General features: G+C 45.9%; 15 protein-coding genes, 1 tRNA gene and 1 pseudogene. 11 read left to right on the top strand and 6 right to left on the bottom strand.

Annotation, left to right across the window (positions count from 1 at the left end; all coding sequences use genetic code 11):
- Window positions 1–705: 705 nt before the first annotated feature.
- On the bottom strand, window positions 706–1,236 hold the full coding sequence (locus tag K7P01_RS06995; protein ID WP_267291244.1) for a lipocalin family protein: 531 nt from the start codon (window positions 1,234–1,236) through the stop codon (window positions 706–708).
- A gap of 310 nt (window positions 1,237–1,546) precedes the next feature.
- Here K7P01_RS06995 and K7P01_RS06990 point away from each other — a divergent pair.
- Window positions 1,547–1,623, top strand: a tRNA-Pro gene (locus K7P01_RS06990).
- Between the two features lie 526 nt (window positions 1,624–2,149).
- Here K7P01_RS06990 and K7P01_RS06985 read toward each other — a convergent pair.
- From K7P01_RS06985 to K7P01_RS06975, 3 genes and pseudogenes are all read right to left on the bottom strand, one after another.
- Window positions 2,150–3,151: pseudogene (locus tag K7P01_RS06985) on the bottom strand (recombinase family protein); the annotation flags it as partial.
- A gap of 6 nt (window positions 3,152–3,157) precedes the next feature.
- Window positions 3,158–3,313 (bottom strand): hypothetical protein, encoded by a 156-nt coding sequence (locus tag K7P01_RS06980; protein ID WP_267291242.1) that lies wholly within the window; start codon window positions 3,311–3,313, stop codon window positions 3,158–3,160.
- A 169-nt stretch (window positions 3,314–3,482) separates the two neighbouring features.
- Window positions 3,483–3,776: a helix-turn-helix domain-containing protein gene (locus K7P01_RS06975; RefSeq protein WP_267291241.1), complete on the bottom strand. Its 294-nt coding sequence runs from the start codon at window positions 3,774–3,776 to the stop codon at window positions 3,483–3,485.
- A gap of 158 nt (window positions 3,777–3,934) precedes the next feature.
- On the opposite strand from K7P01_RS06975, the gene K7P01_RS06970 reads away from it, so the two are divergent.
- On the top strand, window positions 3,935–4,396 hold the full coding sequence (locus K7P01_RS06970) for a hypothetical protein (protein ID WP_267291239.1): 462 nt from the start codon (window positions 3,935–3,937) through the stop codon (window positions 4,394–4,396).
- A gap of 525 nt (window positions 4,397–4,921) precedes the next feature.
- Window positions 4,922–5,794: a HEPN domain-containing protein gene (locus tag K7P01_RS06965; RefSeq protein ID WP_267291237.1), complete on the top strand. Its 873-nt coding sequence runs from the start codon at window positions 4,922–4,924 to the stop codon at window positions 5,792–5,794.
- On the opposite strand, the gene K7P01_RS06960 is transcribed toward K7P01_RS06965, so the two are convergent.
- Window positions 5,795–6,283, bottom strand: coding sequence for a helix-turn-helix domain-containing protein (locus tag K7P01_RS06960; protein WP_267291235.1), 489 nt, complete (start codon window positions 6,281–6,283; stop codon window positions 5,795–5,797).
- Between the two features lie 583 nt (window positions 6,284–6,866).
- On the opposite strand from K7P01_RS06960, the gene K7P01_RS06955 reads away from it, so the two are divergent.
- Genes K7P01_RS06955 through K7P01_RS06935 form a run of 5 tightly spaced genes read left to right on the top strand, consistent with a single transcriptional unit; the run spans window position 6,867 to window position 10,149 of the window.
- Window positions 6,867–7,355 (top strand): hypothetical protein, encoded by a 489-nt coding sequence (locus K7P01_RS06955; protein WP_267291233.1) that lies wholly within the window; start codon window positions 6,867–6,869, stop codon window positions 7,353–7,355.
- 12 nt (window positions 7,356–7,367) lie between these two features.
- A complete protein-coding gene (locus K7P01_RS06950; protein ID WP_267291231.1) occupies window positions 7,368–7,643 on the top strand; it encodes a hypothetical protein in 276 nt (91 codons plus the stop codon).
- The gene (locus K7P01_RS06945) at window positions 7,637–8,578 is read left to right on the top strand and encodes a hypothetical protein (protein ID WP_267291230.1); all 942 of its coding nucleotides are present in this window, start codon (window positions 7,637–7,639) and stop codon (window positions 8,576–8,578) included. Before K7P01_RS06950 ends, K7P01_RS06945 begins: the two co-directional genes overlap by 7 nt.
- Before the next feature lie 24 nt (window positions 8,579–8,602).
- On the top strand, window positions 8,603–9,154 hold the full coding sequence (locus tag K7P01_RS06940; protein WP_267291228.1) for an RNA polymerase sigma factor: 552 nt from the start codon (window positions 8,603–8,605) through the stop codon (window positions 9,152–9,154).
- Between the two features lie 11 nt (window positions 9,155–9,165).
- Window positions 9,166–10,149 (top strand): AAA family ATPase, encoded by a 984-nt coding sequence (locus tag K7P01_RS06935; protein ID WP_267291226.1) that lies wholly within the window; start codon window positions 9,166–9,168, stop codon window positions 10,147–10,149.
- A gap of 600 nt (window positions 10,150–10,749) precedes the next feature.
- Here the strand turns inward: K7P01_RS06935 and ligD are convergent.
- Window positions 10,750–13,518, bottom strand: coding sequence for a DNA ligase D (gene ligD / locus K7P01_RS06930; protein WP_267291224.1), 2,769 nt, complete (start codon window positions 13,516–13,518; stop codon window positions 10,750–10,752).
- Between the two features lie 90 nt (window positions 13,519–13,608).
- Here ligD and K7P01_RS06925 point away from each other — a divergent pair, with 90 nt between their 5' ends.
- The 3 genes from K7P01_RS06925 to K7P01_RS06915 all read left to right on the top strand — a co-directional run bounded on the left by K7P01_RS06925 (window position 13,609) and on the right by K7P01_RS06915 (window position 15,550).
- Entirely contained in the window at window positions 13,609–14,262 is a 654-nt protein-coding gene (locus K7P01_RS06925) for a hypothetical protein (protein ID WP_267291222.1), read from the top strand.
- A gap of 60 nt (window positions 14,263–14,322) precedes the next feature.
- On the top strand, window positions 14,323–14,535 hold the full coding sequence (locus tag K7P01_RS06920; RefSeq protein WP_267291220.1) for a hypothetical protein: 213 nt from the start codon (window positions 14,323–14,325) through the stop codon (window positions 14,533–14,535).
- A 589-nt stretch (window positions 14,536–15,124) separates the two neighbouring features.
- Window positions 15,125–15,550, top strand: coding sequence for a hypothetical protein (locus K7P01_RS06915; protein WP_267291218.1), 426 nt, complete (start codon window positions 15,125–15,127; stop codon window positions 15,548–15,550).
- The last annotated feature ends 505 nt before the right edge of the window (window positions 15,551–16,055 follow it).

The following is a 16,055-nucleotide window of genomic DNA, read 5'->3' as shown; positions in this document are numbered from 1 at the left end:
GACTTTGGCACCAGCTTGCTCACAGGACCGTATAGCAAGACCAACTTTGCCCGCGTGGTGCAGCAGGCGATTGCCAGCTCCAACCGCGAGTTTGTGCGGTTGATCGACTTTGAAGCGTATGCGCCATCCTACAATGCACCCGCCTCGTTCATAGCCTGCCCGTTGTACGACGGCGTTACGAAAGTCGGGATCTTGGTATTCCAGATGCCGATCAACAAGATCAACCAGATTTTGACCGGCGACAACAAATGGCGTGACGATGGTCTGGGCCAAACCGGCGAGACATTCATTATAGGGGAGGATTTTAAAGCCCGGTCTATCGCCCGGGGCCTGATCGAACATCCGGATGATTACCTGAGTAGCTTGCGTAAGGCCGGCTATGGCGAAGCCGTTGTTCGCCAGGTGCAACGTACGGGCACCAATATTCTGTTGGAACAGTTAAAACTGGAAGCCGTGCGGCAGTCACTGCAGGGCGTTACCGGTACGCATCGTGGTCTGGATACGCGGGGAGCCGATACGTTGTTTGCCTATGCACCGTTGCACATTCCGGATGTGCATTGGGTTATTGTATCGGCGATGCAGGAGGCCGAGGCGTCGGAACGGATCAATAGTCTGCGATAAATAATCGGGGGCAGTAAGAAATAAAAAGCCCCGGAAAACATATTTGCTTTCCGGGGCCGAATATATGTTGCGCCTATGCGCTAATTACTTTCTCGTAAAGGTATAGGTGCCTTTAATGACCATAGAGCTCACAACTTCTATTCCACTCTCGGTGGTAGTTGTCGTTTGAGTATGGTCCCATTTCATCTTCAGGGTTGAAGCAGTCTGCTCTATGATCGTAGCTTCTTGCTTACCACCATCACCCTCGACAATCAATGTTTTGCCACTTACTGACCATGTGCCATCGGTCATAAAACCTGTGACAGGATAGTCTGTATTTATAGTTTGACCCTGGACGGTCGTTTTCAATGCGATTACGTAGTCGCCCTCGCTGGTAAATTTGTTGGGGTCTTCCGTGAATGTAACTGTCAGATTCATGTCTTTTCCTGTGCCGGTGAAGGTAGCCTTCGATTCGATGCCCATAACAACCGTGGAGGACGTTCCGGCATAGTCAATAGCAGTAACATTCCAGCTGCCGGCCAGATCGCCGGTAGGAACGGGATCTTCGTCTTTGTCGTCGCCACAGGATAAAAAGAATACGGCAACAGCCAAGAAGAGGAGTTTTGTGATTTTCATGTATTTGTTTGGTTAAATGAAACGTTGGGGGAGATGCTAAATCCTTTTATAAACGTATTGTGGCTACAAACCTAGCAGTTTGCGGCGTAGTGGCTTTTGGCATTTTGGGGCAAATCTTACAATGGTAATAATGTCGTGGCGGGCGAGGGTTTCGTTTAACGGGCCGAAATGGAGGTTCGGGGGCTATAGGGATGTGCCGGTTGAGAGAGATGCTCTGGGGGTGTTGGAACAACTTTTTTTCGGAAGAAAATCGTATTTTGTGGTTGATTTGGGCAGAATTTCTATTTTTGCATCCCATTCCAAATATCATCGGGGCGTAGCGCAGCCCGGTAGCGCGCCACGTTCGGGACGTGGAGGTCGTAGGTTCGAATCCTGTCGCCCCGACCATACAGGACAAGTCCGATTTGCTCGGGCTTGTCCTTATTTTTTTTGCTCCTAACTCGTTATTAATGTGATAGATATGAGACGCAATTTCGTTGACTCGTGCGGTTCGAACTATGCTTCCGTCGAAACTTAGTTTTTCCGGATACATCGAACCAATTATCTCACGCTTCCTTTCAATCCCAGCCCGACGATAAAGTTCGCGCAGGCCAAGAAGCATCTGTATGCTTTCTGTAAGTAGTTCATCAATGTCCAAGTTGTCATTCTCTACTAGCGAAAGCCTCGTCTCCAAACGTTCCATTTGTGCAGTGTAGTCGGCCTTCATAGCCTTAAAGTCATCCACACCAATTTTCTGTGATGCTAGTAACTCGCGGGTATATGAAAGCTTGACTTCCAAATCCTTGATCTGAGTGCTGATTAATTTGCGCTCTGTGTGCGCATTACCATTTTGTTCATGCCACGCTTCGAGTATTAGGATCTTAAAAATATCTGTATACTCAGGTCGTGGTGAAAATTTATCCAACTCAGCTTCGAATGCTTCATTGACTACCTCAGCTTTGAATCTGCAAGTGCAGCCGCCATAGCAATGATAGTAAGCATAGTGTTTACTTCTTCCTTTGGAAGAACTGCCCGTTAATAACTTATTACAGACAGGACAAAGTACGAAACCACGCAATGGAAGTGATGTATCCGAGACAACTTTCAACGCATATTGCCCGCGCTTGCGGCCATCTAGGACATCCTGAACTTTATAAAATAATGTGTCAGTTATTATTGGCTCATGTTTCCCCGTGACTAAAAATGCTTCTTCATCCTGATACTTTGGTACTAGAATCTTACCGCAGTAAACTGGATTTCTCAAGACAAACCAAAACAGGCTTTTTGCACCAGTAAAGCCAAGCTTGCGAGCTTCGCGATAGACCTGCTCAGTATTCAATATGCCCTCTGATAATTTTGTAAATGCCCACCTAACGATTTTAGCTTCACTTTCAAGCGGCGCTATAAATTTCATTTTGCCCGATTCATCTGCCTTGTTGGCGTATCCATACGGGGCAGTGGATACGTACCGACCTTCTTTTCTTGCACGGCGCATTCCATAAAAGACATTTAGTGCTCGCCGATCATTTTCAACCTCTGGAGCCGCCAGATAGAAAGCGAGCATCATCTTATTCTCCGGGATTGAAAGGTCAAGCGGTTGCTCAATGGCTTGTGGCTCGACACCCAACTTCCGCAGTGTATTGATCATCTGATAAGCATCGCCTGCATTACGGCTGAACCTATCCCATTTGAGGAAGAGCACAGCATCAACTTGGTTCTTGCTTCTCTTCAGTTCAACCAAGTATTTTTTCCACTCAGGTCTGTTGAACGTCTTGGCCGAGTGGTCTTCCTTCATAACCCGGCGGATAGTGATATTATTCAGTGTACAATATTTGCGCAGCAATTCCTCCTGTGCCGCTGGCGAGTAACCTCTCGCCTGGTCATCTGTGCTGACACGGACGTATAGATCAGCGATTTTAATTGATAACTTATTCAAGTGTTTTTATTTACGTGGTTTGTCTTTGTTCATAAATTCCACAACAACGATGTTGGCTAGCTTCCGAAGATACTCCAATACGGAGGTTGCCTCTTCAACGGACATATCGATACCCTTCGATTTCAGCATTTCTATCAACTTCTCCGGCTTCAATTTTTCCATAGTCTCCACCCGAAAATTGAATTGGGTGTTACAAAGACTACGCTAACTTAAAGCTCAGCGTTCGGGCTTATCAATACCGATGGGTAATTTGCCGTCGATTAACGCTATCTACTTCCACTTACTGATCACCAAAGAATAACGGCTTTGTTACAGATTCAAATCCTGTCATTTACTGCCTTTTGTCGACCTTTGACCGCTTTCGATCCAGCGAAGTATCTTTAAAGAAATCTTCTACTTCTGCATCTAATGCTTCCGCCAATGCAAACAAAGTCCCGATACTAGGATTCAGTTTTCCGTTTTCAATCAACGATAGAGAGTTGACGCTTATGAGGGCTTCATCGGCCACTGGCTTTTGATAAAGCTCTTTCTTCTCACGGATAGTTCTAATCCGCGCACCGACAATTCGAATCTTTTCTTCAAACCTATGTTTGACGTTAAGTATCCTATTATTCTTTGTACTCACAGATCGAATATACAAAAAAGTAAAATAATTCCAATTACTAAATTTAGTATATATAAATTCTTATACCCGGTATTCAGCATCGTATCATTTATGTGTTATATCCGCACGATGTAAAAGAAAATATTCAGGCGACACGTTAAATAATAAATGATAGCAATATGAACGAAATACAAAAGGAGACATTTGGCAGGGAATTATCGGCAACAGCAGGTAAGGTTTTTAAGTACCTCAGAATTCTCGCTGGCTTCACCAGTTACGAGAGCTTCGCATTCACAACTAATTTTCCTCGCGCTCAATACTGGCGTGTTGAAACTGGTAAACACAATCTAACCTTAAAAACGCTCGCCAAGCTATTGAAAATTCATGGATTGACTATGTTTGATTTTTTTGTTTTAATGGTAACGATAGAAACGATTGAAAACGAAGCAGCGTGTCAAACAATAGTCATTGCTGCCGTAACACGTATACACAAAGCTGTGATGCCTTCGATAAAAAAACTAGGCCAAAAGAATTTAGCTCTGAATTACGACCAGCGAACAATAAAAGGAGCGCGGCTCAGAAAAAAGACGAAGCGGGTCGGCCCGCTAAAACATTTGGGTTTGGTTTCGTGGCCGGAATAGTGGTAAGTCTGATGCGCCTTTCTGCTGAGACTTCGGCGGGCGATTTACAACCATCGTCGGCGTATCGTTGTACATTTTGACAATCGCTTTGTGAGCTTCTGTCATTACCTTTTTTCTTTTTCTCTTGGAGACTTTTTTCACCTCGAACATCTCCGATTGTTTACTATTCGTTTCCATACGCTTTATGAGTTAGTTGAACATCTTTCGATGCCCGGCCGGGTTATGTACTGACCAGCCACGGGCGATGGCATGAGCGTGAGGAAAAAGCTTCCGGAATAAATGGGAAGGTAGGCCGTAGGCAGGTGCCCGTTTATGCCGGAAGCTTTTCCCGAAGGTCAGTACATAACAAGACCTTTGCGCCGAATGATGAATCAGACGCCACGGGTTCGATGGGGCATTTGTAATAGTTGAGGCTGACAGATGCTTGTGTTCCCAGGTTTGTGTATGAGTTACCGGTATCAAAAAGCGCTACGTAAGAGATTTTTTCTGGTTATTTTCGCTATTTTGGGGCGTTTATAACATTGAATGAAGACATCGTTAGACCATTTGCCAGAAGGAAAAAAGCAGGAAATTCTTGCCATCGCCGAAATAATAAAAGAAGCGTTTAATCCAGAAAAGATTATACTGTTCGGTAGTTATGCGACAGATAAATGGGTCGAAGAACGATACGTTGAAAACAACATCGTTTATGAATATCTGAGTGATTACGATTTTTTAGTCGTGACAAGTGAACGGCCGCTAGCGGAATATATTTTAACTAATAAAGTAGAACAGCTATGCCGGGGGTTTCGTACACCTGTAAATTCTATAATTCACGACATAAAATACGTAAATGATGGCTTGGCGTATGGTCAATACTTCTTTGTCGATATTCTCAGGGAGGGTGTATTACTATATGATACTGGTAAAAGCGAATTTGTCGAACCCAAAGAGTTGACGCCTGCTGAGAAGCGGGCAGTTGCTCAAGAGCATTATGACGAATGGTTTCAAAGCGGGGCCCGATTCCTGCGATTTGCTGAATTCGGATTCCGTGATGCTTTGTCGCGCAACGAGAAGCTTAACGATACAGCTTTTCAATTACACCAAGCGGCAGAACGGTTTTATGCAACAATTCTTCTGGTGTTTACCGGCTATAAGCCCAAACTCCATCACATAAAAACTCTCAGAAAGCTATCGAAACCACTGTCAAGATCTCTTTATCGCCTGTTTTGCAATCCACCAGACGACAAACAGGAATCACGCATTTTTGACTTACTGGTTAGGGGCTATGTAGAAGCTCGGTACAAGCGTGATTACTTTATAACAGAGGAAGAGGCGAAGACGCTCATTGAACGAATTCGGCAGATGGAAGATATCGTTCAAACCGCTAGTCTCAAGAAAATTGAGTCTTATCGATAATCATTTTGCCTTCTTTTTATACAGAAAGCTACGGCTTGTACCGTCCTGAGTCCTTGCAAGCTTTTTCTTATCTACCAATTCTTTGAGGATGGCGGATACTGCTGGATTCAAAAGTTTTATATGGAACTGCTTACCACAATATTTAACAGTTTCTCCGACTGAGCGCGGCGATAGAAAGAAGTCTGTATCCATCAACTTCAATATAAGCTCCTTAGTTTTTGGTTTTGCCTTCTTTTTCCTTGACTGAAAATCATTATTTAATTGAAGGCGGACTCCCACATTAAGTGACTCATGCGGATACTTTCCAAGTGCTGTCGAAAGGTCCAAAATCGTATCTAACGTTGGTGATTGCTTTGCATTCTCTACTCTGGAAACCTGAGTGGTTTCGATATTCGCTGCGGCCGCAAGGTCTTCTTGAGCCCATCCACGCTCCTCCCTTAATTTCTTAATGTTTCTTCCGAATGCGACTGCAAATTCTTTGTTCTTCATTCTCACGAGGTGAATGTCGACCTCGCCGATCATAAGTATTATGTCATATTTGTGTTGTATAATTATTTGACTATATTTGTTCAAAGACAAATGATTTTTACAGTCTTGGCTACTGAGGATTGAAGACCCACGGTAACACAAGACAATGCAATACAAGACGCTTATAATCAAGTTATTAAGTGCGGGTACTCTATTGACCGACTCAGGAATGTCTTCAATCCTCAAAGCGGTTAAATGGAGTCCCGCATTTGTTAGTTTTAATTTTTCTCCGCCGCCGATCTGCCTCGCGCACGGCGGTCCAATGTGCCATTCCCCTCCTTTTAGATACCCGGCGATCTGCCGGACAGAAAGCATATTGTTGTTTCTAAATCAATCCACTACATCACATTATCCATGAATTATCAATTATTAATGTCTGTAGCTGCAATGTTGGCTACAGTTATATATAGTTCGAATTATAAATACCCAGCAAATCGAATTTCGTCACAGGCTAACCATCTTTTCGCGAGGGTGGCTCTTGTTATTTGCGCAGCACTCATCCAGATGCTGCTGGAACGTCAGACAATGTTACCCACTATGAAACATGAAATTCGCTATGCAGCAGAACGAGCCTAAGTTAGCAATAGACATAGATGACGCCTTAGTGAGGGCCGCCGCCGGCGGTGACACGGGTGCTTACAGAACTATTTTTAATACATATTGGGAACCGGTTTACCTTTTTCTTCTCGACAAGACGCGTTCTCCAATCCTGTCTGAGGAAGCGGCTGAATTAATATTCCGAGGTTTGCGGGATAATGCTGGCAAATTCCGGACAGTGCGGGACGTAAAGCACTTCCTCGCCAGTGGCAGCCGAAACGCAGCCTTGTTCATCCTCAAAAAGGTGGCTGTTGCCAGCAGACTTATGGGCCTGCCCAGTGACCTTCGAAGCTACGATGAACCACTTCATCATCTTAACCTATTAAAGTTCAACCCCACGGAACAAGGTTTCATTCGCCGGGGTACGAATCCCTCATCATGGTCGGCGCGCTTCACGATGGCATTGAAACGTCTAATCTCTTTTGGCAAACAATAAATACAAGCGCCCATGAAACAGGATTTAAAAAATAAAAGAGATAAGGAAATATCGCCGGAAATAAAGATGCGCGAGGAGTGGGTAGAATCTGTCGAAAGTTTCGTTCGAACCGGCCCACTGCGGAGAAAGCTTTATTCGTTGATGGAAATATACCACATATATATTCTAAACCAACACGGCCACCTGCCGAATGAATTCGATGATATGGCAATTGATGTACTCGACTTGTGCCGCTTTCTGCGAGACCTTCATGAGTGTGGAAAAAATATGAGCGAAGAGGAATGGTAAAGGAATATTCACAAGTTTTGCCCATTGATTTGCTAGACGCGCTAAGGGGCGGTCAGCGCTCGATAGAGACAGCAGTCGGAACGTTCATACTTGCCAGCTTCCCAGACGTTCGGGTCGTGACAGTGGTAATCCCTCCGCGGTCCGAAATATTGCCGGGCACCGGGGCTTACTGCACGGTGGGTATTTGCCCGATCTTATCTTGGCCCGCAGCGCTTGGGATGTACGGTGTCGTGGCATGGTTCCCACTATTGGGCTGCTACGGATATTATGACGAGGATGATACGCAAGGTTTAGTACTGTTTCCTTTTGGGCTACTGTGGCCGGAAATTGAAGGAAATCTGCCATACTATTGCTCACCTGATGTTCGAGCAAGTGGTGTGTTTCGAGATGTCTGGGATGAAGTGCCGGTGAAGCTGTTCTTTGACTATATTCCTACCCAGCTACAACGTACCGCCGACTTAATCACGTCACTCGACGGTGAAGAAAAAGAGAAAGCTGCTGAGCAGTTCGTCTTGAAATACGAACGGCCATTGACAGCCTATCCGTTATCACCAGATTTGGCTGAAGCCTATCCGGCGTTGATAACAGTATATAAAGTCCTTGCTGAAATATGCACTCAGCGAACGGATGTACCTAAGAATGTATCTACTCGGGAGGTGATCAGTTTATACGAACGATGTGCTCTACTTGTGGGAAGATTCAAGGAGGCAGATCTGGCTCTCGCAAGCGCCTATGCACACGTCTTACTTAGACTCACGTTCTGGTATTCCGACATAGGAGACTTTGAGCAAGCCGAGAGTTGTGCGCAACTATGGACAGAATATGATCCGTCCGCTCGCGCTGCCTACCCGGAGCTACGCGGCCTACTGAAACTCAAAAGAGAGTTAGGTGCTAAATACTTCCAGGGAAAGATCGAAGACTTCGAAGCCAGCTAGGCTGTCTGAACACTTGTTGCCTGTATGGAGACCGACTTCGAACTTGTCGAGCGGCTTTGTCGTGACGATAACGCCGCTTTTACTACGATCTATTCCCGGTATTTTGCTCGTATGCTCAAGTATGTATACAGACGCTTGCCCGAACGTGCCGCAGCTAAAGATATTGTCCAGGAAATATTTGTTTCGATCTGGACCCGGCGCTATCGCCTTGAAATTGACGCACCCCTAGAGGCGTACCTTTACGGAGCATGTAAGCTTAAGCTCATGACGCATAGCAGAGCGGTGGCTATCAGGCAGCGGTATGCACTTGAACTTATCAAGTACGCTGTCAAACATGCGAACAATGTTCAAACCGCCACTAACATCCATGACATGGAATTAGTGATAGAACTAACAATTCGCACGTTGCCCCCAAAGTGCCAGGCAATTTTTCGCCTGAGCCGCCACGACTACTTGACCATTAAAGAAATCGGCGAGCGAATGACCATTTCCACTCGCGCGGTAGAAAACTATTTGAGCCAGGCGCTACGCGCGCTGCGCCTTACACTAAAACCGCCCGACTGGCTAAACGATTAAAACAGTTATTTATGGACTCATTTCTAGATCATATCGTCATTGATAATTTCAAATCCATCCGGAATTGTCAACTGACTAATTTGAAACGGATAAACCTTTTTATAGGCACACCCGGCAGCGGAAAGTCCAATCTCTTGGAGGCCTTGTTGCTGTCGGCATTGCCTTTTTTGAGGCAATTCAATAATGAATATCTTAACCAGGTCGTGAGAACGGAGTACATTTACGATCTTTTTCATTACGGCGAGAGCGAATCTGGAATCTGCATAGTTAGCAACCTGTTCGATTGTCTGGTTGAAGTTGGTGACGATCAACTCTTGGCGAGGGTGCGTCTTGAAAAGGCCGGTAAGTCAGATTTCATCTATTCGGTTGGTCAACGGCTAAAAATAGAACTTCGGGACACGGCAGCCTTTATGAAGCCTCCCGTGGTGCCATACACCTATCCGTATGAATTCAAACATCGCAACAGTTCAGGGAAAAGGTTAGCCGCACCGTTTGGTTGCAACCTGTTAAGCATCGTCGAAACGAATGAAGACTTCCGGCGGCTTGTAAATCGCCTGGTGGGCAATGTCGACCTTGAATTAACGCTTCGCGGACCGCTTGAATTTTATCGAAGAGAGAAAAGCGTGGGCGAGAGAGTATCCTTCAATTCGCTCGGAACTACCCTTCAGCGGATGATCTTCTACCAGGCCGCCATCGAGTCGAACGAAAATACGGTTCTGCTTTTCGATTGCCCCGAAACCCGAATCTTCCCAAGTATGCTCGGTGATTTGACGTCGCAAATACGACTCTCTACAACCAACCAGTTTTTGATCAGCACGCATAGCCCTACTATACTCGACGACCTGCTGGAAAATTGCCGGGCCGAGCTGGCCGTGTTCATCGTATGCAACGAGGCAGGTCAGTCAAGATTTCGGCGGTTAACGGACACGGAGCTTCATGATGTTTTTCAATACCGTGTAGACGCGTTTACCAATCACCAGGCGTTTGTGCCGTAGAGGCTTGCTGTTAACGCAAACAGTCCTACGAGGTTGCCTACACTCCAAAGCGGAAAACACACGCGAAGAAATTCGATAAGCGAAAAACTACACGCGGGGATTGGAGGTTTAATCTGACATCTGTTTGCTCGATAGAGATCGGAACTATTTAAAAGAGACAGAGGCGATGGTTTATTAACCCTACCAAAAAATGAGCAAAATGAAAAAAGTATACAATATTCAGAATAACTATGACAATACCAGCAATCCTGGTCAGCATAACCAATCGGATATCAATCTGATAGATAAGTTAATTGAAATCTCGAGAAAAAAGATGCCCTGGCGGCGGAAAATCGAAGGTTGTATGAAGCACTTCTGCAAGCGGAACGCGACAAGATCGCACTGATTACACAAATTTATGTCGCCAGATATGGAGACATACGAAGTTAAGCACGCCCTTAAACTGGACATACCCACGGAAAAATTCGCTTACAACGAGGTAGGTACGTTAAGATTTCGGCTATTGACCGACGCGGAGCTTCATGATGTTTTTCAATACCGTGTAGACGTGTTTACAAATCACTAGGCGTTTGTGTCATAGGCGCTTGCTGAAGACCGACGCTATTTGACACCTGAAAGATCGATCCCTTTCTTTCCCATGACCGGCTTAAATATATCGCCCACCTCCTTGATACGGGCCATGGCGTTATGAATGGTGAAGTCTTTCATCTTCAGGCCCTTTTTAACTTCGTCCCAATGAAGCGGCATGGACACCGTTGCGCCGGGTTTTGGTCTTAACGAATATGGTGCGGCGAGCGTTGCCTTTGGACGATTTTGCAGAAAGTCCAAATATAACTTGCCCTTCCTTCGGCTGGTGGGCCGCTCAATGCTGGTAAACTTCGGGAGCTGCTGATGGACGTGGGTAACGATCACCCGCGCAAATTCCTTCGACTGCTCGTAGGTGTATACTGCACCAAGGGGGATATAGATATGCAAGCCCGTGGAGCCGCTCGTTTTGCAATACGACACAATTCCGGCGCCATCCAATACCTGCTTTGTTACCTGTGCTGCCTGGATAACTTGCTCGAACGTGTTACCGGTGTCCGGGTCAAGATCAATGATGCACCAATCCGGATGATCCGGTTTCTGAATGCGGCTGCTCCATGGATTGAGCTCGATACAACCCATCGCGGCCATCAAGAGTACATCGGCCTCGGATTTGGGGATCATAAAATGTTTGTCTACGTCTGCCTCTTCGCTGCTGTGATACAAATACGTTTCCACCCAATCCGGCACCTTGCCGGTGACATCCTTTTGATAGAAGCTCTTTCCGTGAATGCCATTCGGAAACCGGTTCAGACTTTGCGGACGGTCGATCAAATAAGGAAGAATATAAGGCGCTACCTGGTAGTAATAGTTCAGCATATCGCGCTTGGTGACTTTGTCCTCCGGCCAGTAAAGTTTGCTTAGGTTGGTGAACTTGATTTCGTGCTCAGCGACGGGCCGGACCTGGGTTTCATCGGTAGGATTTAGTAACGTCTTTCGCTCACCTTTCTTCGAGGGCTTTACCAGGGCCTTCGATGCTACCGTCTCCTTCTCTACGACGTGCTTTGTATTGGAAGCAATTTCCCGTACTACGTCTTTTGCTTTCTTATCCGTACGCAGACCTTCAAAGGATGGATGCCTCATAACGCCATCCGAGGTCATTTCAGCATAGCTAACCTCGCAGACTAACTTGGGCTTAAGCCAAACGGCCGATGCCTTTGCGGGGCGCGGATTGAAGCGAGAGGGCTTATTATAGTCAGGCTCTTCATCAAAGGGCGCTTTGTCGGTGATCAATGGCTCGAAGGCCTTGACCATTTCGCGTTGCTGTTTATCGTTGAACCCTGTACCAACCTTGCCGGTATACACCAAGCGCTTTCCCTGGTAGACTCCGACCAGCAACGAGGAGAAAAGCTTGCTCGACCCTTCATTCCGTGTATATCCACCAATGACCATTTCCTGGCGCTCGTCTGCCTTGATTTTAAGCCAATGGTAAGTTCGTTCGCCGCTGACATAGGGACTGTCTGCCTTCTTGGCAATCATTCCTTCAAGGCCCATTTCCTTGGCTGCGTTGTAGAACTCGGTCCCGCTAACCTCGAAGGCATCACTGATCTGAATATGCCCTTCCTTGGGTGAAAGCGCCTTGAGCACTTCCCGCCTGGTCGTGAGCGGCAGATGACGCAAATCTTTTCCTTCCAGCCAGAGCAAGTCGAATACATAATACAGAAGTTGGCCATCGGCCTCGCTTCTCCAGTTCTGAAGTGAGCCAAAATCCGAAGCACCGCTATCTTTAACCACAACCACCTCGCCATCTACAATAGCGTTGATCCCCCAATCTTGCAGGGCCTGGTAAATGGGATAGAACTTTTCGTTGAATGACTTATCGTTTCGGGATTTGAGCTCTACTTGTTTATCGTTCATGAATGCCACCGCACGGTAGCCATCCCACTTGACCTCATAGATCCATCCAGGCTCATCGAACGGCTTATCGACACGTGTGGCGAGCATGGGACTTAACTCCTTGAAAAAAGGTGCGTAGGAAGCGTCATCGAGCGCTTTATGCGTTGTTGCCTTTTGCTTGCGCGAAGCTTTCGGGGTACGCGCCGCCACCTTCATAGGGTGCGTTGCTTTAGCAATCACCTTTTTTTCTTTTGTGGTTGATGCGGCCGCCTTATGCGGCTTATTTGTCTTGCGTGGCGCAGTGACCTTCGCCGCGCTCAACGTCTTTTGCGCTTTTTCCTTCTTTTCAACCTGGCCATACACATTAGTCGGTTTTGCTTGCATCTGTTCAACAGTCTTACGCGACAATACTGACTTGTCCTTCTTCAGTATGTCTTCGTTCGTAGCATATTTATCATCCATCTTCATGAGCAGCCAACCATTTTCCCCACGTCCCTTTGCCTTCACAACCGCGAAAAGCCCTTTGAGTTTCTTGCCATGCAGAACGATCTTTAACTTGCCGGAATACAGCTGGTGGCGAAGGTTCTTATCGGCATCAGCTTTCATTGAATAGTCACCCTCTGCCGGCTCATAGTAACCCTCGTCCCAAACGATTACCGTGCCGGCACCATAGTTCCTTTCGGGTATGACACCCTCAAAGGTCCGATAGTCGTACGGATGATCTTCAACCATCATCGCCAGACGTTTTACTGCCGGGTCCATGCTTGGCCCTTTCGGCACGGCCCAACTCTTAAGGACGCCTTCCATTTCCAGGCGGAAATCATAGTGAAGGTGCGATGCTGCGTGTTTCTGTATAACAAACCGAAGTCTTTCGCTGGCGGCTTTGCCACCGGTTGGCTCCGGTGTAGCGTCAAAAGAGCGTTTTTGTTTATATTTTAATAGGCTCATGTCAGGTCTTTTCTGAACATAACAAATTTCCATGCCGGCCGTTTACAGCATTTAGTCCGGATAAACCCGGAGCTACCTAACTATATCGATATGGAATTTTTCGTCTGCCTGGAGTGCGCAACAGTAAATGACACAAAAGGAGAAACATTGACGTGCGCTAAATGTAAAACAGAGTTTGACGCGGACAACTACAAGAAGGTGCTTCTCCACGCCGCTGATGCATGCCGCTACGGATATGACTATCGTAAATATTACGAGGAACAGCTTTTGGAGCGTGGCCAAATAAACAGGATGCCTTCCCTGGTAGAACCGACAAATATTTTCGAATTTTTAGCTGCCGCTGCGATCGGCGGATTCGCCTGGGATGCCGTAAAGACATGTGGGACATATCTAGTTGAATTCGTTTTGCGGAAAGCGACTATGTCTAAAAGAGACATTGAGTTTCTTGAATTAATGTCCGACGACAAAAAACTAAAGAAATTCGTGAAGTATGTTCGAGCGTATTCGAAAGATTTTACCACAGCATCTGAGGATGTAAAAAAAGCGATTGCTGAAGAAATGCATGCTGATGTCGCCGGCCAATATGGAGCTCGGATGACGGATGCAGCAAGATCCAGAAACAGACAAGCTATTCATGACGTCTTCCAGCAAATCAATAAAAGCTTGAAGGAAAAGAAAGCGGAGCAATCAAACTATCCCGCGCTGAAGAAAGCCGCAAAGAAGCTTAGGAGGGAACTGAAGTAGTAGCTATGCTCAATCTCTGTGGCACGCTATTTTACCCATATTCCGAAAAACACAATAGCTATGGCAAAAACAGCTAAGAAAACTGCAAAGAAGGCGGCCAAGAAAACTGCGAAAAAAGCAGTCAAGAAGGTGGCCAAGAAAACTGCGAAGAAGGCATCCAAACCTGGACCGAAAGATCGCAACTACGTCAACAGCAAAGAGCCGTACGAGGTTGCCTACGCTCCCAAGCGAAAAACACCCGCGAAGAAATTCGCTAAGCGAAAAGCCTCCTGAGGCAATAAAGATCGCACGTAGCCATTTTCTTCCCATAGGCCGCCCCCAGCACGTTTCGATCCCGTTTGCAAGGGTGGCGGTCCTCCGCTGAAAATATTGGCACAGAGGACCGCCACTTGTATACCCTTGCAAACGGGATCGGAACGGGACTATCTTTGGCCTATGGGAGTGAGAATGGTTGCGCGTTCTTCCTATTTTATGTTACCCCTGATATAGTCTCACGGATATATTCGTTACCTTCGACTTGTTGCTTACAAGCAATTACACCAAATGTTTAGAAAGCTATTGCAGATACTAAAATCCCGCAAACAAATGCCGATTGACATGCTTGCCTGGAATTTGGCAATTTCACGATCAACTTTGATTTAATGTCTTCGGACACTGGAGAAAGTCCAACTTGTTAGAATCGAGGGAAACGATGTTTTAATAGCGCAACCCACAGCGGTACCTTCGATGCATGAAATCTATTCGATAGTCGGAAAATAGCATTGACTGCTATAAAAACGTTCATTCCATTTACTTTGAAAAATATTTTCATTTTTTTCTGCTAAAATTTGAGCAAAACGCCCCCGTTGCAGTAAGTATAAGTATGGAAATATTATTTAACATTTTGACCGGAATCTTTGGTACGTCCAAAAAAGATCTCCGCATCAACCAAAACCAACCTGCACAGCAGATAACCTTAAATTCACGAGACGTAGCGCGATTACGCAGGGCGTTGCTTGCATTCTACCCAGATACAGACCAACGGTGGACGCTGCAACAGTACAGAGACCATTTTGATGAAATCGCCTTAACGTTAATAGACCTAGATGTTCCCGACTTGTTCAGGACACGAGTCACATGCGCACTTGATCAGGCCAATGCCTACTTCGGTCTTTTGATACCAGAAGATTTTATCCGCTTTGACAGCGACCAACGCGACAGGAACGAGGTCTTAAGTGTGCTTAACGCAATGGCAATGCAGTTGAATACTATTCTCGTCGAACTGCAACAACAAATGAAAACGCAATAACATTACCGTGCGAGCATCGCCTGGAGTAAATGCGATGTTTCATAGATTTATCGCGCTAAGAAAATCGATGATGGTATATAATGAAGTCATTATGTACCATCACGCTTCTTCTTTCGTCGGCGCCCATTCCGTTCAATGGTAATATGGTCAATCGCATCCGCCCACCGGTATATGCCGTAGAGCGTTGCTAAGCCGATTATGATCGGCGCTGGATAATACATTACAAACTCCGCAAGTTCTTTCATTACGCATATGTTAAAATTTGCCAAATAGTGCAAATCACACCAGTTGGTAGCGTCGTTTTTCTTTCAGTCTCTTGCGGGGAGTCACTTATTGGATAAACAAGACGCGACCTCCTGGAATGGAGTGCAACGTTGGGAAGTCGAAACCTGTATACCTTTTAAGCGATACGAAATACGTAAATAGGAAGGATTTTTAAAAGTGTTGGTCGTAAAAAATCTTTGAATGAGATATGATACAAATGCAGCATATCCCTATTTATTTT

The organism is Parachryseolinea silvisoli (genome assembly GCF_021190955.1).
Classification (GTDB): domain Bacteria; phylum Bacteroidota; class Bacteroidia; order Cytophagales; family Cyclobacteriaceae; genus Ohtaekwangia; species Ohtaekwangia silvisoli.
The sequence above is the reverse complement of the archived record's forward strand: the minus strand, read 5'-3'. Positions and strand labels throughout refer to the sequence as shown.